A 25,703-nucleotide genomic window follows, 5' to 3' on the forward strand; every position below is an offset into this window, starting at 1 on the left:
GGATATTTATGTATGGGAGAACGTATTTTTGTGGCGAGGTTCCAGAGTCAGCCATTGGTGAAAAAGTAACACTTAAAGGCTGGGTCGCAAAGCGCCGTGACTTAGGCGGATTAATTTTTATCGATTTACGCGACCGATCAGGGATTGTCCAGGTTGTATTCAATCCGGATTTATCAAAAGAAGCACTGCAAACGGCGGAAAAGATCCGCAGTGAGTATGTTCTAGATATTCAAGGAACAGTTATTGCCCGTGAGGAAGGAACGATCAACCCTAATTTAAAAACTGGAAAAATTGAGGTACAAGCTGAAAGTGTAACGATTATTAACGAAGCGAAGACTCCGCCGTTTACTATTTCAGATAACACGGATGCATCAGAAGATATTCGTCTTAAATACCGCTATCTAGATTTCCGCCGTCCGGTTATTTTTGAAACATTGAAAATGCGTCATCAGGTAACAAAGCAAATTAGAGATTTCCTTGATTCCGAAGGGTTCTTGGATATTGAAACACCTATTTTAACCAAGAGCACTCCTGAGGGAGCACGCGATTATCTTGTTCCGAGCCGTGTACATCCTGGTGAGTTCTATGCACTGCCGCAATCACCGCAATTGTTCAAGCAGCTATTAATGCTTGGCGGAATTGAGCGTTATTATCAAATCGCACGCTGTTTCCGTGATGAAGACTTACGTGCTGACCGTCAGCCAGAGTTTACTCAAATTGATATTGAAACAAGTTTCCTTGGTCAAGAGGATATCCTTGGCTTAATGGAAAACATGATGACGGGGCTGATGAAGGAAGTAAAAGGACTAGAAATTCCTGCTCCATTCCCACGGATGACCTATGATGAAGCGATGAGCCGCTTTGGTTCCGATAAACCAGATACTCGTTTTGGACTAGAACTAGTGGATCTTTCTGAGGTCGTTAAGGATTCAGGCTTTAAAGTATTTGCCGCTGCTGTTGCAAACGGGGGCCAGGTTAAGGCTATTAATGTAAGTGGAGCTGCAGAAAAATATTCTCGTAAGGATATTGATGCCCTGACTGAATTTGTAAGTGTTTATGGTGCAAAAGGTCTTGCTTGGCTGAAGGTAGATGGCGAGGGGTTAAAAGGTCCGATTGCAAAGTTCTTTGCTGAGGAAGATGCTAGTGCACTAAGATCTGTATTAAATGCAAATGAGGGTGACCTGCTTTTATTCGTTGCTGATAAGAAAAATGTTGTTGCCGACGCATTAGGTGCACTCCGCTTGAAGCTTGGAAAAGAACTAGGGTTAATCGACCAAAGTAAGTTTAACTTTTTATGGATTACCGATTGGCCGCTTCTTGAGTATGGTGAAGAGGAAGGCCGTTATTATGCAGCCCATCATCCATTCACGATGCCGGTCAGAGAAGACCTGCCATACTTAGATACAGATCCTGCTAGAGTCCGTGCACAGGCCTATGACCTTGTATTAAATGGTTACGAACTCGGAGGCGGGTCATTACGGATCTTTGAGCGTGAAGTTCAAGAAAAGATGTTTAAGGTTCTTGGATTTACTCCTGAAGAGTCACAAGAGCAATTTGGCTTCTTGTTAAATGCTTTCGAATACGGTACTCCTCCGCATGGCGGGATTGCTCTAGGTTTGGACCGTTTGGTGATGCTTCTCTCAGGCAGTACAAATCTGCGTGACACCATTGCTTTTCCAAAAACGGCAAGTGCCAGCGATTTGTTAACAGATGCACCAGGAGAAGTTTCGGAAGCCCAATTAAAAGAACTGCATTTGTCACTAAATGTTACTAACAAAGGCGAATAAAACGCTTTCATAATCCCTTGAATGGTTTTTTAATCTGTGGTATTATAAAGTCAATCAAATAAGTGTCCTGAAATGTTCGTTGTATTACCTAACTTTTGACCAACATTATTTCTTCGGGAGTCTGAAGTCTTCAAGCAGCGTAAAAGCCTCAACCTATACGGTTAAAGGGACTTACAAAAACTTGGAACAAGACACCCACCTGCGAGAGTGGCGGGATCAAAAGAAGGAACTAGCGCGACGGCACCATTGGGACCCTTATAAAAATAGTCTCCTGCATATGCAGGGGGCTATTTTTATTGCTTTTTTTAGGGGGAGAGCAAGTAAGCACGGATTGTGATTGTGCCTGAAATAGTTGTGTTAATGGGAATTGGGTAACAATCATGGGGTGATTGTGCCCGAAACAGCGGTGCTGTCGGGGATTGGGTAACAATCGTGCCAGGATTGAGCCCGAAACAGCGGTGCTGTAGGGAAATGGGTAACAATCGTGCCAGGATTGAGCCCGAAACAGTGGTGCTGTCGGGGATTGGGTAACAATCAAACCCTGATTGTGCACGAAACAACGGTGCTGCCGATAGTTGGGTAAAAATCACCCCCTGATTATGGCCGAAAAAGCAATGTTACTAAAATTTCAGAAACAATCCCCACTTCGTTTTCTACTCCCTATAGAAATACTTGAATTTATAGGGGAGTATGTTATATTTTTTTAGGGTAAAAGATATAGATAAGTCTAATTTAATTTCTGGAGGATCCACATGCTGCATCAATTTTCTCGTAATGAACTTGCCATTGGCAAAGAAGGCCTAGATATCATGAAGAACAGTACGGTTGCTGTACTAGGCATCGGCGGTGTCGGCTCTTTTGCCGCGGAAGCGCTTGCCCGCTCTGGTGTAGGCCGATTAATCCTTGTCGACAAAGATACCGTTGATATTACTAACGTGAACCGTCAGCTTATCGCTCTATTATCAACAATCGGGCAGCCTAAAGCTGATTTAATGAAAGAACGGATTAAAGATATTAATCCTGATTGTGAAGTTATCGCCTTAAAAATGTTTTATACAGAAGAGACTTATGAGGAATTTTTTAAATATGGCTTGGATTTTGTTGTTGATGCTTCTGACACCATTATCTATAAAATCCATCTCATGAAAGAGTGTCTCAAAAGAAATATACCAATTATCTCAAGCATGGGTGCCGCTAACAAAATGGACCCTACCCGATTTAAAATTGCCGATATTTCTAAAACACACACAGATCCCATTGCAAAAGTAATCCGCACGAAGCTCCGTAAGGAAAGAATCCACAAAGGCATCCCAGTGGTTTTTTCTGACGAAAGCCCAATTGTTATTCGGGAAGACGTCAAGAAAGAAGTAGGAAACGCGAACGCGCCAATTCGTAAGGCGCAAATGCCTCCAGCTTCAAATGCTTTCGTTCCATCTGCTTGTGGATTGATTATGGCAAGCTACGTGGTTCAGCAATTATTAAAGGATATCAAAATAACAAGAGTCGCTGATGAAAAATAATTAGTAACCCCGAACAAAAATGTTCGGGGCTTTTTATTAAAACTAATGATGTCGATGAGAGCCCGTTATGCTTTAAAGAGAGCAGAAATGGACACTCATAAGGTTGATGAGAGCCCGTAACCTGATAAATAGTGAGGGAATGGTCACTCATAAGGTTAATGAGAGCCCGTAACCTGATAAATAGTGAGGGAATGGTCACTCATAAAGTTGATGAGAGCCCGTAACCGGATAAAAAATGATGAAACGGTCACTCATAAGACTGATGAGAGCCCGTAGCCTGATAAATAGTGAGGGAATGGTCACTCATAAGGTTGATGAGAGCCCGTAACCGGATAAATAGTGAGGGAATGGTCACTCATAAGATTGATGAGAGTCCGTAACCTCATAAATAGTGAGGGAATGGTCACTCATAAAGTTGATAAGAGCCTGTAACCTGATAAAAAGTAAACAAACGGTCACTCATAAGGTGACAGAACCCAATAAAAAGGTCACTAACAGAGCTATTGATAGCTTCACAAAACAAAAAATGGGAAAAATATAAATTATACGTTAAACTTGATGAGAGAGAGGGGGAAGTTATTTGGAATCCATTGTAGTTTTAAAAGAGGTTACCAAAGTAATTAAAGGACGAACAATCATAGATAATATCAGTTTTGAAGTAAATAAAGGGGAAGTCTTCGGGTTTCTTGGTCCTAATGGCGCGGGTAAAACCACGACGATTCGAATGATTGTCGGCTTAATGGACATTACTTCAGGGGATATCACGATCGATGGGTATAGCATTAAATCAAAATTTGAAGAAGCAGTAAGACATGTTGGAGCCATTGTTGAGAATCCGGAAATGTACAAATTTCTAAGCGGTTACCAAAACCTCATTCATTACGCGAGGATGGTAAAGGGGATAACAAAGGAAAAGATCGATGAAACGGTAAAGCTTGTGGGGTTATCGGATCGCATTCATGACAAAGTGAAGACCTATTCCCTTGGCATGCGGCAGCGGTTAGGCTTGGCTCAATGTCTATTGCATGATCCAAAAGTTTTGATTTTGGATGAGCCGACAAACGGGCTAGATCCTGCAGGTATAAGAGAAATCCGTGATTACATACGCCGCTTGGCAAGAGAGAGAAATATGGCTGTGATTGTTTCGAGTCATATCCTATCAGAGATGGAAATGATGTGTGACCGTATTGGGATTATTCAAAATGGCGTTCTTATTGATGTTCAATTAATACAGGAATTTGTACACGGAAGCAGTGCAAGTTTTGAGTTTGAGGTAATTCCTAGTGAAAAAGCATTAACCTTTCTGAATGCGAATTTCTCTCATATCCCAGTAACTCATTCACGGGACGGCATTACCCTTGAGCTGGCAAAGAGTGAAGTGCCACAAATGGTAAAGGCATTCGTAGAAGAGGATATTCAAGTGTTTGGGATTCGAGAAGTAGCGAAAACATTAGAGGACCGCTTCCTTGAAGTGACAGCAGATAAGGGGGCTAGTGAGCATGATTAATTTAATTCGCAATGAGTTAATGAAGATTTTCAGAAGACCAGGAACCTATGTCATGATTGGAATTCTGGTACTGATTGTTTCGGTCACAGGTATTTTTATGAAGTATAACTTGATTGAAGAAGAACCGAATGCAATAGAAGAGTGGAAACCGGTGTTACAGCAGGAAAATGAAGCACTCAAAAACCAACTGGAATCTAGTCAGGTAAAATTAGAACAGGATTACTATAAGAAACAAATTGCGATCAACGATTATAGGTTAGAGCATGATATTCCTTTTAGAGAAAAGTATAATACCTGGTCGTTTGTAAAAGACAATTCAGAGCTTATTCTCTTAGCAGGATTATTTACTATTGTGGTGTCTGCGGGAATTGTAGCGAGTGAATTTAATTGGGGAACGATTAAACTCCTATTAATCCGACCGATTAATCGCAGTAAGATCTTACTATCAAAGTATCTGACAGTTTTATTGTTTGCATTGGTGATGATTGTAATCTTATTTGGTTTTTCAGCTATTCTTGGGGCTATACTATTCGGATTCCCAGAGCAGACATTGCCATATTTGAATTATTTTAACGGAAGAGTAACAGAGCAGCACATTATCGTTCACTTAATTGTTTACTATGGGTTAGGCTCAATTGAAATGATAATGCTGACGACTATGGCTTTCATGATTTCATCTGTGTTCCGAAACAGCTCACTAGCAATTGGATTATCTCTATTTTTAATGTTTACAGGCAGTCAATTTACTGCTCTTATTTCTATGAAGTTTGATTGGGCGAAATATATTCTATTTGCTAATACAAATCTAATGCAGTACATTGAGGGAACTCCGTTGTTAGAGGGGATGACCATGTCCTTCTCGATCATGATGCTCATTATCTACTTTGTTATTTTTCAATTTTTGGCTTTTTTCGTGTTCAAAAAGAGAGATGTTGCAGCATAAAAGAAAACCTCTGGGTCTCCCCCAGAGGTTACTTTTTTCGTAATAGTTTTTCATAGACCATTGCCAGTGCCTGCTCAAATTTCCCTGTTTTCTTCGGGTGGTAGTATTGTTTATTCTTTAATTTATTCGGCAGATATTGCTGTTGAACCCACCCGGATTCATAATCATGCGGGTATAAGTAGTCAATTCCCCGTCCCAGCTCTTTTGCACCTTTATAGTGTGCGTCACGTAAATGGTCCGGCACTTCCCCAATGTTTCCTTTTTGGATATCTGCTAAGGCTTCACTGATTGCGATCACAGCTGAATTGGATTTAGGTGACAAGCATAATTCGATGACAGCATTAGCCAGGGGGATTCTAGCTTCAGGAAAACCAATTCTTTCACAAGTTTCAATCGCAGCTAATGTACGTGCACCTGCCTGCGGGCTTGCTAGACCAACATCTTCATAGGCAATGACCAATAGTCTTCTGCTAATACTTTGCAGGTCTCCAGCTTCAATTAATCTTCCAAGGTAATGCAGTGCTGCATTTACATCACTTCCGCGAATTGATTTTTGGAAGGCAGAAAGCACATCATAGTGCCCATCTCCGTCTTTATCGGAGCCATAGCTTTTCTTTTGCATACATTCTTCTGCTGTTTTTAAATCAATATGAATACCTTCGTCAGCATCCTTGTCGGTTGAGAGGACAGCTAGTTCCAGCGCATTAAGGGAACTGCGGACATCACCATTTGAGGCTGTGGCAAAATGAGTTAAAGCTTCTTCCGTAATATCAATCTTAAGTTTGCCAAAACCGCGCTCTTCGTCCTCAATCGCACGTATTAAGGCGTGTTTCACTTCATCAGGTGTTAGCGGTTTGAGTTCGAAAATTTGACATCTGCTCCGGATCGCAGGGTTAATAGCATGATAAGGGTTACTCGTAGTAGCACCAATAAGCGTGATCATACCATTTTCTAAAAAAGGAAGCAGGAAATCCTGTTTTCCTTTATCAAGTCTGTGGACTTCATCCAGAAGCAGAATCACTTTTCCAGACATTTTTGCTTCGGCAGCCACGATTTCCATGTCTTTTTTATTACTGGTGACGGCGTTAAGTGTCCGAAAGGCATATTTCGTACTGCCGGCAATCGCACTGGCTATCGAAGTTTTACCGATTCCAGGCGGTCCATATAAAATCATCGATGTCAGCTGTTTGGCTTTCACCATTCTGGCAATAATTTTATCATCTGCCACTAGATGCTGCTGGCCAACGACTTCTTCAATTGTTCTAGGTCGCATTCGAAATGCTAGCGGCTTTTGCTGCATATTCCATCTCTCCAACTATATAAATGAGTTCCCCTTAACTCTACCATTTTCGCGGGGGAAAAGCATAATAAAGTACAATATGATATAATTGCTAATGCCTATCAAATTACTGTGTATTTAAATGAAATTAATAATATAGAGGTGTTATAAATGAGGATTTCAACAAAAGGACGATATGGATTAACCATCATGATCGAACTAGCAAAGAATCAGGGTGAGGGACCTACCTCGCTTAAATCAATTGCACAAGCAAACCAATTATCAGAGCATTATCTAGAGCAGCTGATTGCTCCCTTAAGAAATGCTGGACTAGTGAAAAGTATCCGCGGTGCTTATGGCGGATATGTTCTTGCTGATGCTTCTTCTAAAATTACCGCCGGTGATGTCATTCGTGTCCTTGAAGGACCTATCACTTTAGTTGAAGGAATCGAGGATGAGGAGCCGGCACAGCGTGAGCTTTGGATTCGTATTCGTGATGCGATTAAATCTGTTCTCGACCATACAACACTAGAAGATTTAGCTAGTCATAGTAACGATGAGGAAGTAGACGGTTATATGTTTTATATTTAATGTTAAAAGTAGAATAGAGAATTATTTTTGATTGAAGGTGTAATGATGGAAAGAATTTATCTTGACCATGCTGCTGCTACTCCGATGCACCCAAGGGTTATACAAAAGATGATGGATGTGATGAGCCAAAACTTTGGTAATCCATCCAGTATCCATTCTTTCGGAAGAGAAGCGCGGCATTATATAGACTTGGCCCGAGAAACATTAGCTAAGAGTATTGGTGCAAAGGAAAATGAGATTATTTTTACTAGCGGCGGAACTGAAGCTGATAACATGGCTTTATTTGGTGCTGCTGAAAGCTATCAGCATAAAGGGAAACACATCATCACGACGCAAATCGAACACCATGCTGTCCTCCATGCATGCCAGCGCTTAGAGAAAATGGGCTTTGAGGTAACATATCTGCCAGTTAATGATACAGGGATTATCTCGGTTGATGACTTTAAGAAGGCGCTCCGGGAAGATACAATCTTGGTTTCTATCATGTATGGAAATAATGAAATAGGATCACTTCAACCGATTAAGGAAATTGGTCAGCTGCTTCAATCTCATCAAGCATTATTTCACAGTGATGCAGTTCAGGCATATGGGATAGAAGAAATTAATGTGGATGAACTCCATGTAGATTTACTTTCCGTGTCCGCTCATAAAATCAATGGCCCGAAGGGAACTGGTTTTCTATTTGTACGTGACAAGGTAAAGTTGGTTCCACGTGCCTATGGCGGTGAGCAGGAACGGAAAAGACGTGCTGGTACCGAAAATGTTGCTGCTATTGTCGGTTTTCAAGAAGCGGCCATTGCCGCTGCAGAAGAGCGCTCAGTGAAACGAGATAAGTTTCAGGGGTTTAAGAAAACGTTTATCAATCACTTAACAGAAAATCATATAGATTTTTCCATAAACGGATTGCTTGATAATTCAATGCCTCATGTATTAAACTTAAGCTTTCCGGGAACGAACGTGGAAGCGATGCTGGTGAATCTCGATCTAGCTGGGATCGCCGTATCAAGTGGTTCTGCCTGCACAGCGGGTTCCATAGAGCCTTCACACGTCCTGGTCGCCATGTATGGTAAAGAATCAGATGTATTGATTAATTCGATCCGTTTTAGCTTTGGCTTTAATACAACAGAGGAACAAATTATCAAGGCTGCGGAAGAAACGGCAAGAATTGTGTCGCGTCTGAAAAAATAAATGAGTGCTATTTTTTAGGTAAGAGAGGTGAGAACGATGGAAAAAAGAGAACCAAAGGATATCCGCGTAGTAGTCGGTATGTCAGGAGGCGTTGACTCCTCTGTAGCGGCATTGTTGTTAAAACAGCAGGGCTATGATGTTATCGGAATTTTTATGAAAAACTGGGATGACACCGATGATACTGGATTCTGCACGGCGACGGAGGATTACAATGACGTCATTCGTGTCTGCAATCAAATCGGTATTCCTTATTACGCGGTAAACTTTGAAAAACAATACTGGGATAAGGTATTCACCTATTTCCTAGAAGAATATAAGGCGGGTAGAACGCCAAACCCGGATGTAATGTGTAATAAAGAAATTAAATTCAAAGCCTTCCTTGAACATGCGGTGAACCTGGGGGCTGATTATCTGGCAACAGGGCATTACGCTCAAGTGGAATACCGGGACGGAGAATACAAAATGCTCCGTGGCAGAGATGAAAATAAGGACCAAACCTATTTCTTAAATCAATTATCTCAAGATCAGCTTAGTAAAGTTATGTTTCCAATTGGTAATCTTGAGAAATCGAGAGTTCGTGAAATTGCGAAAGAAGCAAACCTAGCAACCGCGACGAAAAAAGATAGTACGGGAATCTGCTTTATTGGCGAACGTAACTTTAAGGAGTTTCTTGGTCAATACCTTCCAGCACAGCCAGGAAACATGGAAACAATGGATGGCGAAGTTAAAGGAAGACATGAAGGCTTGATGTACCATACCATCGGACAGCGCCACGGATTAGGAATCGGCGGTTCAGGTGAGCCATGGTTTGCGATTGGCAAGGATTTAAAGCGCAATGTTCTTTACGTCGGCCAAGGCTTCCATAACGAAAAGCTGTATTCTGACTCCATTATTGCTGATAACGTCAGCTGGGTATCGAACCGGGAAAAGCCTGCAGAATTTGCCTGCACAGCTAAATTCAGATACCGTCAGGAAGATAGTAAAGTGACGGTGCAGCTTATGGATGATAATAAAGTCAAAGTCATCTTTGATGAGCCCATCCGTGCCGTTACTCCTGGACAGGCTGTTGTATTTTACAATGGTGATGAGTGTCTCGGCGGCGGTACGATTGATGTGGTTTATAAAGATGGAGAACGTTTAACATATGTAGGATAAGAATGAGCCCTGATTCCATGCTGGAATCGGGGTTTTTTGATGGCAATTTGTGATGGTGTTTGTGTCGGGTTATCTGCGAGTAAAGACTGGTTATCCGCGAGTAAAGTCGGGTTATCCGCGAGTAAAGTTGGGTTATCCGCGAGTAAATCTGGCTATCCGCGAGTAAAGCCTGGCTATCCGCGAGTAAGGCTGGCTATCCGCGAGTAAAGTCGGGTTATCCGCGAGTAAAGGCTGGCTATCCGCGAGTAAATCTGGCTATCCGCGAGTAAGGCTGGCTATCCGCGAGTAAAGGCTGGCTATCCGCGAGTAAATCTGGCTATCCGCGAGTAAGGCTGGCTATCCGCGAGTAAATCTGGTTATCCGCGAGTAAAGACTGGCTATCCGCGAGTAAAGCTGGTTATCCGCGAGTAAATTCTGGCTACCCACCAGTAAATCTGGCTAACCGCCAGTAAATCTGGCTAACCGCCAGTAAACCCTGGCTAACCGCCAGTAAATCTGGCTAACCGCCAGTAAAGACTGGTCACCCGCCAGTAATTCGGCTTATCCGCCAGTAAAATACGACTATAAGACATTATCTCCGCGCATCCGCCAGTAAAAACTGGCTATCCGCCATTATTTCAACGCACCCGCCACTAATATCCCTAAACAAGGAAAAAATAAAGTTTTATGGTATACTCTAAAATTAGAACGGAGTGATATAACATGGATAAAAACCAATTAGGTGTACAATACATGCAAGAAGGAAAGTGGGAGGAAGCCGCCAAGGTCTTTAATGAGGTCATCGAAGAAAACCCACAAGATCCAATTGCCTACATAAACTTTGGAAATGTACTTTCCGCTGTCGGCGACGACGAAAAAGCATTGAAATTTTACGAAAAAGCCATTCAATTAGATGAAAATTCAGCAGCAGCCTATTATAGTGCTGGTAACATATATTTTAGTAACGACAAATTTGAACAAGCAAAAAAAATGTTTGAAACCGCAATGAAAAAAGGACTTCATAACAGCGATAATTATTTCATGCTCGGTCTAACCCTCATGCAGCTGGATCAAGGAAAATTCGCATTACCTTACCTCCAAAGAAGTGTAGAACTGAATGAAGAGGACTCGGAAGCAAGATTCCAATATGGTTTGTGTCTTGCGCAATTAGAATTAATTGATGAGGCAATTGTTCAACTAGAAAAATGCATTGAATTAGATCCAGAACATACCGATGCTTATTACAATTTGGGTGTGTCTTATGCTTTTAAAGAGGAAGCAGACAAAGCACTGTCCATGTTTGATAAAGCACTTGAGATTCAACCAGACCATCTATTAGCAGGACACGCGAAAAAGTTGATTGAATCAGCAAGATAATCCATAAAAAATCTGAAAGGAGGAAGCACCTTTGGAAAAGCAAAGCTCACTTGATTTATTTGCCGAGCAAGGAAAATTCGTAAAGGGAAAACACCTTGTGACCATTTTTCATAATGAGCAAAATCTTTACACCGTATTAAGGATTCGTGTAGAAGAAACCAATCATGAATATGATGACAAAGAAGCGGTAATCACCGGATATTTTCCAAAGATTCATGAGCAGGAAACCTATATTTTCTTTGGTGAGTTCAAAGACCATCCGAAGTTTGGAATGCAATTTCAAACCAAGCATTTTCGCAAGGATATTCCGCAAACCAAGCAAGGCGTTACCGCATATTTATCAAGTGAGATGTTCAAAGGGATTGGGAAGAAAACTGCAGAAAATATTGTTGAAACACTAGGGGAAAACGCGATTTCAAAAATATTAAATCAGCCCTCCTTACTTGATTCTGTTCCAAAGCTTCCTCCGGATAAAGCGAAAATGTTATATGACACGTTAATGGAACACCAAGGGCTAGAACAGGTGATGGTTGCGTTAAATCAATATGGCTTTGGCCCGCAGCTTTCCATGAGAATGTATCAAACTTATAAGGACGAGACCCTCAATATTATCCAAAAAAACCCCTATAAGCTTGTAGAGGATATCGAAGGCATTGGCTTTGGCCGTGCTGACGAACTGGGCTATCAGCTGGGGATCTCGGGGAATCATCCTGACAGAATAAAAGCGGCCTGTCTTTATACGCTTGAAAACGAAAGCATGCAGACTGGGCATGTTTATGTTCATTTAGAGGATTTACTGGTCCAGGTTAAAAACTTGTTAGAAGAAAATAAACGCGACCAGATAGAATTCTCCGATATTTCAACCGAGATATTGAAACTCGGAGAAGAGGGAAAAATAGTTGGTGAAGAGAGGCGTGTCTATTTACCTTCTTTATATTTTGCTGAAAAAGGATTAGTAACCAGTATAAAAAAAATCCTTGAGCAGACACAATACAAGGAGCAATTTCCTGAATCTGAATTTCTGCTTGCGTTAGGTGAACTCGAAGAAAGGCTGAAGGTGCAATATGCACCCACGCAGCGAGAAGCGATTCAAACAGCATTAATGTCTCCAATGTTAATTTTAACTGGAGGTCCTGGAACGGGGAAAACAACCGTTATTAAAGGGATTGTTGAGCTGTATGGTGAACTTCACGGCTGTTCTTTAGAGCCTGGTGATTATCATAAAAAAGGTGAACCTTTTCCATTTTTACTTGCAGCACCAACCGGAAGGGCAGCGAAAAGAATGAGTGAATCCACCGGTCTGCCAGCGGTGACCATTCATCGGCTGCTTGGTTTTAATGGATCAGAAGGAATGGAGCGTGACGATGTTCCTGAACTTGAAGGGAAAATTTTAATTGTTGATGAAACTTCGATGCTCGATATCTGGTTAGCCAATCAATTATTTAAAGCACTGCCGGATACTATCCAGGTAATTCTTGTGGGAGATGAAGACCAGCTCCCTTCTGTGGGGCCAGGTCAAGTGCTTAAGGATTTATTGCGGTCAGAGGTTGTCCCAACTGTCAGATTAACAGATATTTACCGGCAGGCGGAAGGTTCGTCCATAATAGAATTAGCTCATGATATCAAGAAAGGGTATTTACCTCCGAATGTGACCATGAAGCAGCCTGACCGTTCGTTTATCAAATGTTCAACGGCTCAGATTCCTCAAGTAATTGAAAAGGTTGCTCTTAATGCCAAAAGTAAGGGATATACAGCGAAGGACATCCAAATCCTCGCACCGATGTATAGAGGACCTGCAGGGATTGACCGGTTAAATGTTTTATTACAGAAAATTTTCAATCCGAACCCTGATGGTACCAGAAAGGAAATTCTGTTTGGGGAAGTGAAGTACCGCATCGGCGATAAGGTTCTCCAGCTTGTAAATCAGCCAGAAAGTAATGTGTTTAATGGTGATATTGGAGAAATTATTTCGATTATCTATGCAAAGGAAAATACGGAAAAACAAGATATGATTTATGTTTCCTTTGAAGGAAATGAAGTGGAATATACAAGACAGGACCTGAATCAAATCACCCATGCCTATTGTTGTTCGGTACATAAATCCCAAGGCAGCGAATTCCCGATTGTTATTCTTCCGATTACTAGAAGCTATTACAGAATGTTACAAAGGAATCTGATTTACACAGCGATCACAAGGAGTAAACAGTCATTAATCCTTTGTGGTGAAGAGGAAGCGTTAAGGATGGGTGTGGAAAGAGCAGATGAACAAAGCAGGCAAACCACATTATCCGAAAAGCTTCAGGGAATGATTACCGTTATAAATTCTCCTGAAAATGAGGAAATCGAAGAGGAGCCGAGTCTTTCAGCTGAGGAAAGATTAATGCAGGTTAACCCAATGATTGGCATGGAAAACACTTCACCTTATGATTTCATGGTTAATGACTAACACTATAAATGTTCACAGGAGGTGGGACACTCTGCGAACATTTTCTTTATTAAAAGGACAGCCGGTATTTGAATCCAATACAGGAGCAAAAATTGGCGAAGTTACTGATTTGTGTATCACCAACGATGGGGTCGTAAAAGGCCTTATGGTTAAGAAAGGCGTATTCTTCAAACAAACCTATTTTCTGGACATTCAAGATGTATCATCTTTTGGCTGGGATGGGGTTATGATTGAAGATGATAACAGCCTTGAAAGATTAAAAACAACTCCTGAATATACCCTTAACCATCAACACTCTCTTAACGGGAAAATGATGATTTCCAAAAGTGGAGAGTCACTTGGATTGTTACAGGATGTATATTTTCATGAAGAATTGGGCACAATCGTAGGGTACGAAATTACGGATGGTTTCTTTTCAGATATTACAGATGGGAAACAGATTATACATTCCGAAAAGCCCCCTGCGATCGGAAAGGATGCCATCATCGTAGACGTTAATCATACGTGAGGTGTTCTTTCATGTTCAAATGCCCTAATTGTCAGAGCAAGGATATCGGCAAAATCGGAATAAACCAATATTATTGCTGGAGTTGTTTTATTGAATTGTCACTTGCCAAAGGTATTATCAATACCCATCAAGTCGAAGAAGATGGTACACTCAGCTCCTTAGATGACTTGTTTGAAGAAGAAGAGCGTCGATACACCATATAGAAGTGCTTCACTTAAGTAGTGATGAGAAGACAGTTTTCAAAATGAAAGTGCACTGTCAAACTATAGAAGAGGTGAGACGTATGAATAAAGTGATGACTTCCGTTGTTGCATTTGGAGTCGGTATGGCAGCCTATAATCTTGCACAGCGTAACAACATGATGTCTGGCCGTCAAATGAAACGAATGTCAAGAAAGGTAAAACGAGCTTTATTCTAACATCCATCCCCCTCTAATCAGAGGGGGATTTTTGCTGAATGTATAAATCCGGTATTTGTCTCTAAGAATAATGGTGATAAGGAGGCACAGTATCGGTGGAAATTCGGGTTAAATGGTTTTATCGTATCGGTTTTTTGCTTCTTTTACTAATTGCCCTTTACGTGTTTTTAAAAATTCGCTTTGTTTGGCTGCCGATTTTAAGAGTGGCGTTAGTGATTATCCTGCCTTTCTTTATTGGCGGATTCATTACATATTTGCTCCACCCTATTGTTGAGAAGCTTCATGAAAAAGGCTTACATCGCGGGATTGCTATTTTTCTTATTTATTTTCTGTTTTTTGGCGGTATTGGATTAGCCCTTTACAAAGGTATACCTGCATTTATATCACAAGTAAGAGATCTTGCTGAGAGTGCTCCCATTCTGGCTGAGCAATATCGAAACTGGATAAGAGATCTTCAATCACATACACGTGAATGGCCCGACGGCCTGCAAGAGCAGATCAATGAAGGAATTCTAGGATTTGAAAAAAGATTAGACACTATGCTCAACCTAATTGTTGATTCCTTACTCAGCTTTTTGAATTTTGCTTTTGCAATTATGATCATTCCTTTTATTGCTTTTTATATGCTAAAGGATTTCACACTCATTAAACGAGCTGTCTGGTACATTACACCAAAAAGATGGCGGCGGAAAGGAACAAGATTTCTTAAGGATATCGATGAATCGCTGGGCAGCTATATAAGAGGTCAACTCCTCGTTTGTCTTATCATCGGTAGTCTGTCCGCTTTATTATTTTGGATTTTTGATTTGAAATACCCGCTGTTATTAGGAATCATTATTGGGGTCACAAATGTTATCCCTTATTTTGGTCCCATTATTGGTGCTGTTCCTGCAGTCATTATTGCTGCCACGACCTCGGTTAAATTAGTGCTGATCACAGTTGTGATTGTTTTTGGGCTCCAATTTTTAGAGGGAAATATTTTGTCACCCTATATCGTGGGAAAAAGTCTCCATATGCACCCGTTGATGATTATGATTGCCTTAACAGCAGGTGGAGAAATAGGCGGAATCCTGGGGATGATTGTTGCTGTACCTGTACTAGTTGTTCTGAAAGTAAGCATCATCCATGCTAAAAATCATTTCATGCACGAAAAAGTGAAAGAACCCGCCCCATCAGATTGACAAACGTTTTTTGTGTGGCTATAATCCCATTATAGAATATTTAGAATTAACATGTTGAAGGACCCGAGTATGTTTGTAGTCCATCTAAAAGAGAGGAGCTTCCTTGGCTGTGAGAAGCTCTAGATGAAGGATAACAGAAGCTAGTCCGGAGTGCAGCTAACCACTGCCGTCTTTGCCGCGTTAAGGCATTATTTGAGAGATGAACACCAAAGCTTCTGTGTTCATAATCAGGGTGGTACCGCGAGTAGAGCTCTCGTCCCTGTTCCGGTGAAGTTCCGCAAAAAGAAACTTCACCATGGGATGAGGGCTTTTTTGTGTTCTTTTTTAAACTAGAGGAGGTAATGATATGAAATACTTGACTGGTTCAGAAATTCGTAAGATGTATTTAGATTTTTTCCAGGAGAAAGGGCATAGTGTGGAGCCAAGTGCGTCACTTGTTCCTCATGAAGATCCAACATTATTATGGATTAATAGTGGTGTTGCCACATTAAAAAAATACTTTGATGGACGTGTTATTCCAGCTAATCCAAGGATTACAAATGCTCAAAAATCAATCCGTACCAACGATATTGAAAACGTGGGGAAGACGGCACGCCATCATACCTTTTTCGAGATGCTTGGTAACTTTTCAATCGGCGAATATTTTAAAGAGGAAGCAATTGAATGGGCATGGGAGTTTTTAACCGATAAAAAATGGATCGGCTGGGATCCGGAACTTCTTTCGGTTACGATCCACCCTGAAGACCATGAAGCTTTTGAGCTTTGGAATCAGAAAATTGGAATCCCTGAGGAGCGAATCATCCGTCTAGAAGGGAACTTCTGGGATATTGGTGAAGGTCCAAGTGGTCCGAATACCGAAATTTTCTATGACCGCGGTCCAGAGTATGGTGATGACCCAACTGACCCTGAGTTGTACCCAGGCGGCGAGAATGAACGCTATCTTGAGGTTTGGAATCTTGTATTTTCTCAGTTTAATCATAATCCAGACGGCAGTTATACACCGCTTCCAAAGAAAAACATTGATACAGGCATGGGCTTAGAAAGAATGGCGTCCGTTGTTCAAAATGTGCCAACTAACTTTGATACCGATTTGTTTATCCCTATTATCAGAGCAACAGAAGAGATCTCTGGTGTGAAGTATGGTGAGGATAAGGAAAAGGATACGGCCTTTAAAGTAGTCGCTGACCACATTCGTACGGTTGCCTTTGCTGTAGGAGACGGGGCATTGCCGTCAAACGAAGGACGCGGATATGTACTAAGACGCTTACTTCGCCGGGCAGTTCGATATGCAAAACAAATTAACATCAATCGTCCTTTTATGTATGAACTGGTTCCAGTGGTAGGCGAAATCATGCATGATTTCTACCCAGAGGTAAAAGACAAGACTGACTTTATCCAAAAAGTAATTAAAAATGAAGAAGAACGCTTCCATGAAACTCTGCATGAAGGCTTAGCGATTCTAGGCAATGTCATTAAAAAAGAAAAGGAAAAAGGCAGTGACACGATCTCCGGCAGTGATATTTTCCGATTGTATGACACTTATGGTTTTCCAGTTGAATTAACCGAAGAATATGCAGAAGAAGAGGGCATGAAGGTTGACCATGCTGGTTTTGAAACAGAAATGGAATTACAGCGTGAGCGGGCACGTGCAGCTCGTCAGGATGTCGATAGTATGCAGGTTCAAGGCGGTGTACTTGGAGAAATTAAAGTTAAAAGTGAATTTGTTGGTTATGACCAGCTGCAAACTGACTCCACTGTTGTTGCAATCATTAAAAATGGCGAATTGATTGATGAAGCATTTAGTGGCGATGAGGTTCAATTAATTCTTGATGTCACACCATTCTACGCAGAAAGCGGCGGTCAGATTGCAGACCGTGGAATGATTTATGCAGAAGGTGTTGCAGTGGCTGTAAAGGATGTACAAAAAGCTCCAAATGGTCAAAATCTTCAAAAAGCTGTAGTTGAATCAGGAATATTAAAGGCTGACCAAAACGTAAAAGCAAGTGTAAATCAAGAAAATCGTGTACAAATTATTAAAAATCACACAGCTACCCACTTGCTGCACCAAGCATTAAAGGATGTACTTGGAACGCATGTAAACCAAGCAGGTTCGTTAGTGGAACCAGATCGCCTGCGATTTGACTTCTCACATTTCGGTCAAGTGAAGCCTGAAGAACTAGAGGAAATTGAGAGAATCGTTAACGAGCAAATCTGGAGAAATATTGAAGTAAATATCAGCCTTAAACCAATTGCTGAAGCAAAAGAAATGGGAGCAATGGCTCTTTTCGGTGAAAAGTATGGCGATATCGTGCGAGTTGTTAAAGTGGGCGATTATAGCTTAGAGCTTTGCGGCGGCTGTCATGTTCCGAACACTTCTGTGATTGGATTATTTAAAATCGTTTCTGAAGGCGGAATTGGTGCGGGTACGAGGAGAATTGAAGCTGTTACAGGAGAAGCTGCTTACCAATTGATGAATGATCAAGTAAGTTTATTAAAGGATGCAGCGGATAAATTAAAAACTAATCCGAAGGAAGTGGTTAATCGGATTGAAGTGTTAATGGCTGAAATCAAGCAGCTTCAAAGAGAAAATGAATCGCTTGCAGCGAAATTAGGAAATATTGAAGCTGGAAGCCTGGTATCGAAGGCAAAGGAAATTGACGGTGTAACGGTGCTGGCTGCAAAGGTTCAAGCATCTGATATGAATAACTTGCGTAATATGGCAGATGATTTGAAGCAAAAAGTCGGATCTGCTGTAATCCTTCTCGGAAGTGTAAATGAAGGCAAAGTTAATTTGATTGCTGCTGTCACAAAGGATTTAATTGACAAAGGATACCATGCAGGTAAATTAATCAAAGAGGTTGCCACACGCTGCGGCGGAGGAGGCGGCGGACGCCCTGATATGGCCCAGGCTGGCGGAAAAGACCCAGAAAAACTAGACTCAGCACTCCAATTCGTAGACGAATGGGTAAAATCAATTTGATAATGAGACAAGATAGTGTAATATATAGGTAACTAAGGCTAAAATTAGCAACGCGGTAGAAGTTTCCTCTACTAAAAATGCGAGGTGCAAGTAATGAGCTCATTTGATAAAACGATGAGATTTAATTTTCCTGAAGAGCCTTTTGAACATGACGTGAATGATGTTCTCCTTCAAGTCTATGATGCGCTGCAGGAAAAAGGGTATAACCCAATTAATCAAATCGTCGGATATTTACTGTCCGGAGATCCTGCGTATATTCCCCGTCATCGCGACGCTAGGAATATCATTCGTAAACTCGAACGGGATGAAATTATTGAGGAATTGGTTAAATCCTATTTAAAACAACGACGTGAGGGTTAAGAAATGCGGATTATGGGATTAGATGTAGGCTCTAAGACAGTTGGGATAGCGATTAGCGATGAACTTGGCTGGACTGCACAGGGCCTCAAAACCCTCAAAATCGACGAAGAAAAAAATAAGTTTGGTTTTGAAGAAATTGGTCAATTAATAGAAGAGTATGGAATCAGCAAAGTGGTTATTGGGCTGCCAAAGAATATGAATGGTTCCATTGGACCTCGTGGTGAAGCCATCAAGCGTTACGCAGAGCAAATTGAAAACCAGTTTTCAGTTTCAACCATTTTATGGGACGAGCGTTTAACAACTATGGCAGCAGAACGAGTTTTGCTTGAAGCGGATGTCAGCCGTAAAAAGCGAAAAAAAGTGATTGATAAAATGGCAGCTGTTATGATATTACAAGGCTATCTTGATAGCAAAAATTAATGAGGTGAAGAAATGGAACACGGAGAAAATCAAATTACAATAGTAGATGAAAAAGGTAACGAACAATTATGTGAAGTACTTTTTACATTTGAATCAGAGGATTTTGGCAAGTCATATGTATTGTTTCAACAAGTAGGCGGAGTGGAAGATGATGAAGAGGGTCCTGAGATTCATGCATATGCCTTCAATCCTAATGATGAGGATGGCGAAGGTGAGTTAATCCCTATCGAAACAGAAGAAGAATGGGATATGGTCGAAGAAATGCTTAATACCTTCTTTGACGAACAAGAAGACGAAGAATAAGAGATAAAAAAGCGATCCTAATGAGGGGTCGCTTGTTTTTATTCTATTTATGCAGGCGCTTCCGCTTTTCGTGCTGTCCAGCTCCAGCGCCTAGGGGCTCGGGTCATAAGCCAATCCGTCGGAAAGGTTAAAAAGCAACCTTCCCGCCGGCTTGTCTTATGCCTGTCGCCCCTGTTCAAGGCGCTTCCGCTTTTCGAGAAAAATTGACATTTTTCGCTAAATATGCTGAAATAATATCTGATACGCTATTCCTTACTTAGAAAAAAGAGTTTGAAAGATATATGTTTAACGGGCTTATGGGAGGAGCAATTAGATGTCAACAGAAAAGACAAACTCGAAAAAAGAGGTAATTCGAAAGAAAATGATGGAGCGTCAGAGCGAAGCGAGAATTGTTCGGAGGATTGTGTTAATTATTACAATCTTGGCGGTTTGTATCCTCGTCTTTATCGGCGGTGGAGGTTACCTCTACATCAAGTCAGCACTGCAGCCTGTTGACAAAGATAGTAAGGTTCAAAAGAAGGTAGAAATACCAATTGGATCGTCAGTAACAGGAATTTCTGAGAGATTAGAAGCAAATGGAATTATTAAAAATGCTAAGGTTTTTAAATACTATGTGAAATTTAAAAATGAAGCTGGTTTTATGGCTGGGGAATATGAACTTAGTCCTTCTATGGAGATACCAGAAATTATTAATCGCCTGAAAACCGGAAAAGTATTGCAAAAAGCGGCATTCCAGCTGACCATTCCAGAAGGTAAACAGTTAAAGGAAATCGCCCAAATCATTGCGAAAACTGTAAATTTACCGGAAGAAGAAGTGTTTAATCAACTGAATGACCGAACATTCATCCAAAAGATGATGGGGAAATTTCCTGATCTATTAACAACAGATATTCTGAATCCTAATATTAAATATCCACTTGAGGGCTATTTGTTTCCGGCAACCTATCCATTCTACAAGCCAAATCCAACTGTAGAAGAAATGGTTGTTACGATGCTCGAACAGACTAAAAAGGTGATTACACCTTATTTAGCAGAACTTAGTGAAGAAGAGTTTACGGCCCATCAGTTATTGACTATGTCATCTTTAATTGAAGAAGAAGCAACGGAAAAGGCGGATCGTAAAGATATATCGAGTGTCTTTTATAATCGAATAGATCAAGATATGCCGCTGCAAACTGACCCAACTGTTCTTTATGCACAGGGGAAACACAAGGAAAGAGTTCTATATGAGGATTTAGAAGTAGATTCTCCTTATAATACTTATAAACATAAGGGGCTTCCTCCTGGTCCTATTGCCAATGCAGGTAAAGATTCACTTGAGGCCGCTATCAGCCCATCTGATACGAAGTATTTATATTTCCTTGCTACACCAGAAGGAAATGTTATTTTCACAAATACACTTGAAGAACATAATGCGGCAAAAGCTGAGCATATTACCAATAATAATTAGTAAAGATACAGGGGGGAATGGTTTTCTTTCCTCCTTGTTTGTGTTAAAATAGTTCAAGTGTTTTATGAGCAGACAATAGCGTTTCTTTGAACGCTATTTTTTCATGTCTAAAGAACTATATTGTGGCAACAATGCTTTAAAGAGGCAGGTGACGGCAGTTTGTTAAATGATAAACTGCATTCTTATATTGAAGAACTAATTTCAGAGCGTGAACCATTGTTTATCGAGATGGAAAACTATGCAAAAGAAAATAAAGTACCGATTATGGAGCTTGTAGGAATTGAAGCTCTGCTTCAATTTTTAAGAATGCATGACTCTAAAAAGATTCTTGAGGTAGGTACTGCAATTGGATATTCAGCACTACGGATGGCTGAGGCACTCCCAAAGGCGTCCGTTGTAACGATAGAAAGAGACTTGGAACGAATTCAGGCAGCAGAGGAATTTATGAATCGTACAAAGTACGGCGAACAGATTTTCCTGATAAAAGGCGATGCACTTGAAGTTGAGGAGCTTGTACGGGAGCGAGCCCCCTATGACGCAATTTTTGTCGATGCCGCAAAGGGTCAATATCAAAAATTCTTCGAAATCTATTCAAAATACTTAAGTGATGATGGCATTATTATAACGGATAATGTCCTTTTTAAAGGTCTTGTTACACAATCAGAGATTGAATCAAAAAGGATTCGAAATCTTGTTAAAAAAATAGACGGCTTTAATCGATGGCTGATGAATCATTCTGACTATCATACAGTGATTCTTCCTGTTGGAGATGGAATCGCGATTAGTAAAAAGAAGAGGTGACTAGAATGAAAAAAACGGAATTATTGGTAACTCCACTTTCCGTAAACGATATCCTGCCGCTGGCTGATGCTGGAGCAGATGCATTTATTGTCGGAGAACAGAGATACGGATTGCGATTAGCAGGTGAATTCAATCGTGAACAGGTAAAAGAAGCAATAGAATTAGCACATTCTAGAGGGAAAAAAGTTTATGTTGCGATGAATGCTATTTTTCATAATGAAAAAATAGATGAATTAAGTGACTATATTAAATTTGTTCACGAAGCAAAAGCGGATGCTATTGTTTTTGGTGACCCTGCTGTATTAATGACTGCACGTGAAGCAGCACCTGATATGAAGCTTCATTGGAGTACGGAAACGCTTGGGACCAATTGGTTCTCATGTAACTATTGGGGTAAGAAGGGTGCAAAGAGAGCTGTTCTAGCACGAGAAATTAATATGGATGCGATAGTAGAAACAAAAGAAAACGCCGAAGTGGAAATTGAAGTACAGGTTCATGGTATGAGCTGTATGTTCCAATCGAAACGATCTCTTCTTGGTAACTATTATGAGTACCAAGGAAAAGTAATGGAAATTGAAAATCGTAAAATGGAAAAAAATATGTTCTTACATGATAAAGAAAGAGAAAACAAGTATCCAATCTTCGAAGACGAGAATGGTACTCATATAATGAGCCCTAATGATATTTGCATTATCGATGAGCTTCAGGAAATGTTAGAAGCCGGTGTAGACTCTTTCAAAATCGATGGAATTCTAAAGACTACTGAATATTTAATTTCAGTAACAAAAGCCTATCGTGAAGCAATCGACTTGTACTTCGAAGAACCAGATTTATACGAAGACAAAAAAGACGAGCTATTAGAAGCTATCGAAGCAGTACAGCCAGCAAATCGGAAATTAGATACTGGTTTCTTTTTCAAGGAAACAGTTTATTAAAAAGGAGGAGTTCACAAATGGATACAGTTAAACAAAATATTTCTGAAATCATTGATGGAAAACGAGTGATTGTGAAGAAGCCAGAACTCCTTGCGCCGGCAGGAAATCTTGAAAAATTAAAAATTGCCGTTCAATATGGGGCAGATGCCGTATTTATTGGCGGACAGGAATATGGGCTGCGTTCAAACGCGGATAACTTTACATTTGAAGAAATGAAAGAAGGCGTTGAATTCGCCAAAAAATTTGGAGCGAAAATATATGTAACAACCAATATTTTTGCTCACAACGAGAATATAGACGGGTTAGAGGACTATATCCTTGGATTAAAGGAAACAGGGATTACGGGGATTATCGTTGCAGACCCGTTAATTATTGAAACTTGCCGCAGACTGGCACCAGAAATCGAAATTCATATCAGCACCCAGCAGTCCATTTCAAACTGGAAAACAGCTCAATTCTGGAAAGAAAGCGGTGCGGAACGTGTCGTTTTAGCTCGTGAAACGAGTGCAGAAGAAATACGAGAAATGAAAGAAAAGGTCGATGTTGAGATTGAGATCTTTATTCATGGTGCAATGTGTATCGCTTATTCAGGTCGTTGTACCTTGAGTAATCACATGACTGCCAGGGATTCAAACCGGGGCGGCTGCTGTCAGTCCTGCCGTTGGGATTATGATTTATATCAGTTAGAAGGCAGTTCAACTGAAGTACCACTTTATGGTGAGAATGATGCACCATTTGCTATGAGTCCCAAAGACCTAAACCTGATTCAAGGTATTCCTCAAATGATCGAGCTTGGTATTGACAGCTTGAAAATTGAAGGACGTATGAAGTCGATTCACTATATCGCAACAGTAGTAAGTGTATACCGTAAAGTAATTGACGCTTATTGTGCTGACCCTGATAACTTTGTCATTAAGCGTGAGTGGTTAGAGGAGCTGGACAAATGTGCGAATCGTGAAACAGCACCTGCATTTTTTGAAGGAGTTCCGGGGTATAAAGAGCAAATGTTTGGTAATCATAGCAACAAGACAAAGTTTGAATTTGTCGGTCTAGTGCTGGATTACAACGAAGAAACGCAAATGGTTACACTTCAACAGCGAAACCACTTTAAACCGGGTCAGGAAGTTGAATTCTTCGGTCCGGAAATTCAAAACTTTACACATGTTATTGATAAAATTTGGGATGAAAAAGGTAATGAATTGGACGCAGCAAGACATCCACTTCAAATTGTACAATTTAAATTGGACAAACCGGTTTACCCTAACAACATGATGCGAAAGGAGAACTAGGTTGATGCGCAAACCGGTTGTTATTGGTGTTGCCGGAGGTTCCGGCTCAGGAAAAACTAGTGTAACAAAGGCAATCTATGAAAGCTTTAAAGGCCATTCCATAACCATGCTTCAACAGGACTTTTATTATAAAGACCAAAGTGATGTACCCTTCGAGGAACGGTTAAAGACAAATTATGACCATCCGCTGGCCTTTGATAATGACTTGCTTATCGAACATATTGAAAAGCTGCTGCGGTATGAGAGTATAGAGAAACCAGTTTATGATTATTCCCTGCATACCCGCTCAAAAGATGTTATTGAAGTTGAGCCGAAAGATGTTATTATTTTAGAAGGTATCCTTGTTCTTGAAGATGAGCGATTGAGAAATTTGATGGACATCAAGTTATATGTTGATACAGATGCAGATATTCGAATTATTCGTAGGTTATCACGCGATATTAAAGAGCGTGGGCGAACATTGGATTCTGTGATTGATCAATATACGAATGTTGTACGCCCTATGCACAACCAATTTATCGAACCAACCAAGAGATATGCGGATGTTATCATCCCTGAGGGCGGTCAAAATCATGTGGCGATTGATTTAATGGTCACAAAAATTCAAACAATTCTTGAACAAAAGTCATTTTTATGAAACAATAGCCTAAAGATTAGGTAAAATGTCCATATTGGATGAATACAAGCTGCGCGCCCTTTCCAAGAGGACGCGCTCCTATGTATTTAAGTAATACCTACATAACCATAACAAACACAATCTATGGGGGATTGTGAAGACTAGAAGGAGTGAGAAGTTTTGGCGATTGAAAAAGTATTTCCAATGACACAGGCGGGTAAGGATAAACTTATCCAAGAGCTTGAACATTTAAAATCTGTAAAGCGTAAAGAAGTAGTAGAAAGAATTAAAATCGCAAGAAGTTTCGGAGATTTATCTGAAAACTCTGAATATGATTCCGCGAAAGAAGAACAAGCATTTGTAGAAGGCCGTATTACTACGTTAGAAAATATGATCCGCAACGCGAAGATTATTGAAGAAGGCGATACGGCTAGTGATTCTGTTACTTTAGGAAGATCTGTTACATTTGTTGAACTTCCGGATGGGGATGAAGAAACGTATACCATCGTCGGCAGTGCAGAGGCAGATCCGTTCGAAGGAAAAATCTCGAACGATTCTCCAATAGCAAAGAGCTTGATTGGTAAAAAAGTAGGCGATCAAGTTTCCGTTCAAACACCAGGCGGTGAAATGAGCGTCCGTATTGTATCTATAAAGTAATTGATTTTTTAAC

25 protein-coding genes, 1 other RNA gene and 1 other annotated feature are annotated in these 25,703 nt (G+C 40.6%); of the genes, 25 read left to right on the plus strand and 1 reads right to left on the minus strand.

Annotated features, from left to right (window positions below; genetic code table 11):
- Nucleotides 1-8 precede the first annotated feature (8 nt).
- The 5 genes from aspS (at nt 9) to SFC47_RS09895 (ending at nt 5,757) form a co-directional block, all read left to right on the plus strand.
- On the plus strand, nt 9-1,787 hold the full coding sequence (gene aspS, locus SFC47_RS09875) for an aspartate--tRNA ligase (RefSeq protein WP_411254126.1): 1,779 nt from the start codon (nt 9-11) through the stop codon (nt 1,785-1,787).
- A 61-nt stretch (nt 1,788-1,848) separates the two neighbouring features.
- A non-coding RNA gene (gene ssrS / locus SFC47_RS09880) (6S RNA) lies at nt 1,849-2,044 on the plus strand.
- Between the two features lie 495 nt (nt 2,045-2,539).
- The gene (locus tag SFC47_RS09885; protein WP_411254127.1) at nt 2,540-3,307 is read left to right on the plus strand and encodes a tRNA threonylcarbamoyladenosine dehydratase; all 768 of its coding nucleotides are present in this window, start codon (nt 2,540-2,542) and stop codon (nt 3,305-3,307) included.
- A 580-nt stretch (nt 3,308-3,887) separates the two neighbouring features.
- Nucleotides 3,888-4,814 carry an ABC transporter ATP-binding protein gene (locus SFC47_RS09890; RefSeq protein ID WP_411254128.1) on the plus strand — a complete coding sequence of 309 codons (927 nt, stop codon included), beginning with the start codon at nt 3,888-3,890 and terminating at the stop codon, nt 4,812-4,814.
- The gene (locus SFC47_RS09895) at nt 4,807-5,757 is read left to right on the plus strand and encodes an ABC transporter permease (protein WP_411254129.1); all 951 of its coding nucleotides are present in this window, start codon (nt 4,807-4,809) and stop codon (nt 5,755-5,757) included. Before SFC47_RS09890 ends, SFC47_RS09895 begins: the two co-directional genes overlap by 8 nt.
- 28 nt (nt 5,758-5,785) lie before the next feature.
- Here the strand turns inward: SFC47_RS09895 and SFC47_RS09900 are convergent, their stop codons facing one another.
- Nucleotides 5,786-7,057, minus strand: coding sequence for a replication-associated recombination protein A (locus tag SFC47_RS09900; RefSeq protein ID WP_411254130.1), 1,272 nt, complete (start codon nt 7,055-7,057; stop codon nt 5,786-5,788).
- A gap of 150 nt (nt 7,058-7,207) precedes the next feature.
- On the opposite strand from SFC47_RS09900, the gene cymR reads away from it, so the two are divergent.
- The 20 genes from cymR to greA all read left to right on the plus strand — a co-directional run bounded on the left by cymR (nt 7,208) and on the right by greA (nt 25,690).
- Nucleotides 7,208-7,627: a cysteine metabolism transcriptional regulator CymR gene (gene cymR / locus SFC47_RS09905; RefSeq protein ID WP_411254131.1), complete on the plus strand. Its 420-nt coding sequence runs from the start codon at nt 7,208-7,210 to the stop codon at nt 7,625-7,627.
- Between the two features lie 45 nt (nt 7,628-7,672).
- Complete coding sequence (locus tag SFC47_RS09910; protein ID WP_411254551.1) at nt 7,673-8,815, plus strand: cysteine desulfurase family protein; 1,143 nt, start codon at nt 7,673-7,675, stop codon at nt 8,813-8,815.
- 36 nt (nt 8,816-8,851) lie between these two features.
- Nucleotides 8,852-9,970 (plus strand): tRNA 2-thiouridine(34) synthase MnmA, encoded by a 1,119-nt coding sequence (gene mnmA, locus SFC47_RS09915; RefSeq protein ID WP_411254132.1) that lies wholly within the window; start codon nt 8,852-8,854, stop codon nt 9,968-9,970.
- 39 nt (nt 9,971-10,009) lie between these two features.
- Nucleotides 10,010-10,177 carry a hypothetical protein gene (locus tag SFC47_RS09920; protein WP_411254133.1) on the plus strand — a complete coding sequence of 56 codons (168 nt, stop codon included), beginning with the start codon at nt 10,010-10,012 and terminating at the stop codon, nt 10,175-10,177.
- 495 nt (nt 10,178-10,672) lie between these two features.
- The gene (locus tag SFC47_RS09925) at nt 10,673-11,326 is read left to right on the plus strand and encodes a tetratricopeptide repeat protein (RefSeq protein WP_411254134.1); all 654 of its coding nucleotides are present in this window, start codon (nt 10,673-10,675) and stop codon (nt 11,324-11,326) included.
- A 31-nt stretch (nt 11,327-11,357) separates the two neighbouring features.
- Nucleotides 11,358-13,772: an SF1B family DNA helicase RecD2 gene (gene recD2 / locus SFC47_RS09930; RefSeq protein ID WP_411254135.1), complete on the plus strand. Its 2,415-nt coding sequence runs from the start codon at nt 11,358-11,360 to the stop codon at nt 13,770-13,772.
- Nucleotides 13,726-14,280 (plus strand): PRC-barrel domain-containing protein, encoded by a 555-nt coding sequence (locus SFC47_RS09935; RefSeq protein ID WP_411254136.1) that lies wholly within the window; start codon nt 13,726-13,728, stop codon nt 14,278-14,280. Before recD2 ends, SFC47_RS09935 begins: the two co-directional genes overlap by 47 nt.
- Nucleotides 14,281-14,291: 11 nt before the next feature.
- A complete protein-coding gene (locus tag SFC47_RS09940) occupies nt 14,292-14,483 on the plus strand; it encodes a hypothetical protein (RefSeq protein WP_045517826.1) in 192 nt (63 codons plus the stop codon).
- Between the two features lie 80 nt (nt 14,484-14,563).
- Nucleotides 14,564-14,698 carry a YrzQ family protein gene (locus SFC47_RS09945; RefSeq protein WP_283952156.1) on the plus strand — a complete coding sequence of 45 codons (135 nt, stop codon included), beginning with the start codon at nt 14,564-14,566 and terminating at the stop codon, nt 14,696-14,698.
- A 95-nt stretch (nt 14,699-14,793) separates the two neighbouring features.
- Nucleotides 14,794-15,879, plus strand: coding sequence for an AI-2E family transporter (locus SFC47_RS09950; RefSeq protein WP_411254137.1), 1,086 nt, complete (start codon nt 14,794-14,796; stop codon nt 15,877-15,879).
- A 45-nt stretch (nt 15,880-15,924) separates the two neighbouring features.
- Nucleotides 15,925-16,143, plus strand: a binding site (T-box leader).
- Between the two features lie 82 nt (nt 16,144-16,225).
- Nucleotides 16,226-18,859, plus strand: coding sequence for an alanine--tRNA ligase (alaS, locus tag SFC47_RS09955; RefSeq protein ID WP_411254138.1), 2,634 nt, complete (start codon nt 16,226-16,228; stop codon nt 18,857-18,859).
- A gap of 93 nt (nt 18,860-18,952) precedes the next feature.
- Nucleotides 18,953-19,219 carry an IreB family regulatory phosphoprotein gene (locus SFC47_RS09960; RefSeq protein ID WP_411254139.1) on the plus strand — a complete coding sequence of 89 codons (267 nt, stop codon included), beginning with the start codon at nt 18,953-18,955 and terminating at the stop codon, nt 19,217-19,219.
- 3 nt (nt 19,220-19,222) lie between these two features.
- The gene (gene ruvX / locus SFC47_RS09965; protein ID WP_411254140.1) at nt 19,223-19,639 is read left to right on the plus strand and encodes a Holliday junction resolvase RuvX; all 417 of its coding nucleotides are present in this window, start codon (nt 19,223-19,225) and stop codon (nt 19,637-19,639) included.
- Between the two features lie 12 nt (nt 19,640-19,651).
- Nucleotides 19,652-19,942 (plus strand): DUF1292 domain-containing protein, encoded by a 291-nt coding sequence (locus SFC47_RS09970; RefSeq protein ID WP_045517819.1) that lies wholly within the window; start codon nt 19,652-19,654, stop codon nt 19,940-19,942.
- Nucleotides 19,943-20,255: 313 nt separating this feature from the next.
- Complete coding sequence (mltG, locus tag SFC47_RS09975) at nt 20,256-21,392, plus strand: endolytic transglycosylase MltG (protein WP_411254141.1); 1,137 nt, start codon at nt 20,256-20,258, stop codon at nt 21,390-21,392.
- A 159-nt stretch (nt 21,393-21,551) separates the two neighbouring features.
- A complete protein-coding gene (locus tag SFC47_RS09980; protein WP_411254142.1) occupies nt 21,552-22,193 on the plus strand; it encodes an O-methyltransferase in 642 nt (213 codons plus the stop codon).
- A 5-nt stretch (nt 22,194-22,198) separates the two neighbouring features.
- The gene (locus SFC47_RS09985; protein ID WP_411254143.1) at nt 22,199-23,128 is read left to right on the plus strand and encodes a peptidase U32 family protein; all 930 of its coding nucleotides are present in this window, start codon (nt 22,199-22,201) and stop codon (nt 23,126-23,128) included.
- A gap of 17 nt (nt 23,129-23,145) precedes the next feature.
- The gene (locus tag SFC47_RS09990) at nt 23,146-24,417 is read left to right on the plus strand and encodes a peptidase U32 family protein (RefSeq protein WP_411254144.1); all 1,272 of its coding nucleotides are present in this window, start codon (nt 23,146-23,148) and stop codon (nt 24,415-24,417) included.
- A gap of 1 nt (nt 24,418) precedes the next feature.
- Entirely contained in the window at nt 24,419-25,054 is a 636-nt protein-coding gene (udk, locus tag SFC47_RS09995) for a uridine kinase (protein WP_411254145.1), read from the plus strand.
- A gap of 159 nt (nt 25,055-25,213) precedes the next feature.
- Nucleotides 25,214-25,690 (plus strand): transcription elongation factor GreA, encoded by a 477-nt coding sequence (greA, locus tag SFC47_RS10000; RefSeq protein ID WP_411254146.1) that lies wholly within the window; start codon nt 25,214-25,216, stop codon nt 25,688-25,690.
- Nucleotides 25,691-25,703 lie beyond the last annotated feature (13 nt).

The organism is Neobacillus niacini (genome assembly GCF_046591715.1).
GTDB classification, from domain to species: Bacteria; Bacillota; Bacilli; order Bacillales; family Cytobacillaceae; genus Neobacillus; species Neobacillus niacini_L.

What these genes read in the sequence shown, in the direction of transcription:
- cymR (WP_411254131.1), top strand. Translation starts at nt 7,208, where the DNA reads ATGAGGATTTCAACAAAAGGACGATATGGATTAACCATCATGATCGAA.
- SFC47_RS09945 (WP_283952156.1), top strand. Translation starts at nt 14,564, where the DNA reads ATGAATAAAGTGATGACTTCCGTTGTTGCATTTGGAGTCGGTATGGCA.
- SFC47_RS09985 (WP_411254143.1), top strand. Translation starts at nt 22,199, where the DNA reads ATGAAAAAAACGGAATTATTGGTAACTCCACTTTCCGTAAACGATATC.
- SFC47_RS09940 (WP_045517826.1), top strand. Translation starts at nt 14,292, where the DNA reads ATGTTCAAATGCCCTAATTGTCAGAGCAAGGATATCGGCAAAATCGGA.
- SFC47_RS09925 (WP_411254134.1), top strand. Translation starts at nt 10,673, where the DNA reads ATGGATAAAAACCAATTAGGTGTACAATACATGCAAGAAGGAAAGTGG.
- SFC47_RS09910 (WP_411254551.1), top strand. Translation starts at nt 7,673, where the DNA reads ATGGAAAGAATTTATCTTGACCATGCTGCTGCTACTCCGATGCACCCA.
- SFC47_RS09920 (WP_411254133.1), top strand. Translation starts at nt 10,010, where the DNA reads ATGGCAATTTGTGATGGTGTTTGTGTCGGGTTATCTGCGAGTAAAGAC.
- aspS (WP_411254126.1), top strand. Translation starts at nt 9, where the DNA reads ATGTATGGGAGAACGTATTTTTGTGGCGAGGTTCCAGAGTCAGCCATT.
- SFC47_RS09970 (WP_045517819.1), top strand. Translation starts at nt 19,652, where the DNA reads ATGGAACACGGAGAAAATCAAATTACAATAGTAGATGAAAAAGGTAAC.
- mnmA (WP_411254132.1), top strand. Translation starts at nt 8,852, where the DNA reads ATGGAAAAAAGAGAACCAAAGGATATCCGCGTAGTAGTCGGTATGTCA.
- mltG (WP_411254141.1), top strand. Translation starts at nt 20,256, where the DNA reads ATGTCAACAGAAAAGACAAACTCGAAAAAAGAGGTAATTCGAAAGAAA.
- SFC47_RS09885 (WP_411254127.1), top strand. Translation starts at nt 2,540, where the DNA reads ATGCTGCATCAATTTTCTCGTAATGAACTTGCCATTGGCAAAGAAGGC.
- ruvX (WP_411254140.1), top strand. Translation starts at nt 19,223, where the DNA reads ATGCGGATTATGGGATTAGATGTAGGCTCTAAGACAGTTGGGATAGCG.
- SFC47_RS09990 (WP_411254144.1), top strand. Translation starts at nt 23,146, where the DNA reads ATGGATACAGTTAAACAAAATATTTCTGAAATCATTGATGGAAAACGA.
- SFC47_RS09895 (WP_411254129.1), top strand. Translation starts at nt 4,807, where the DNA reads ATGATTAATTTAATTCGCAATGAGTTAATGAAGATTTTCAGAAGACCA.
- SFC47_RS09900 (WP_411254130.1), bottom strand. Translation starts at nt 7,057, where the DNA reads ATGCAGCAAAAGCCGCTAGCATTTCGAATGCGACCTAGAACAATTGAA.
- SFC47_RS09960 (WP_411254139.1), top strand. Translation starts at nt 18,953, where the DNA reads ATGAGCTCATTTGATAAAACGATGAGATTTAATTTTCCTGAAGAGCCT.
- alaS (WP_411254138.1), top strand. Translation starts at nt 16,226, where the DNA reads ATGAAATACTTGACTGGTTCAGAAATTCGTAAGATGTATTTAGATTTT.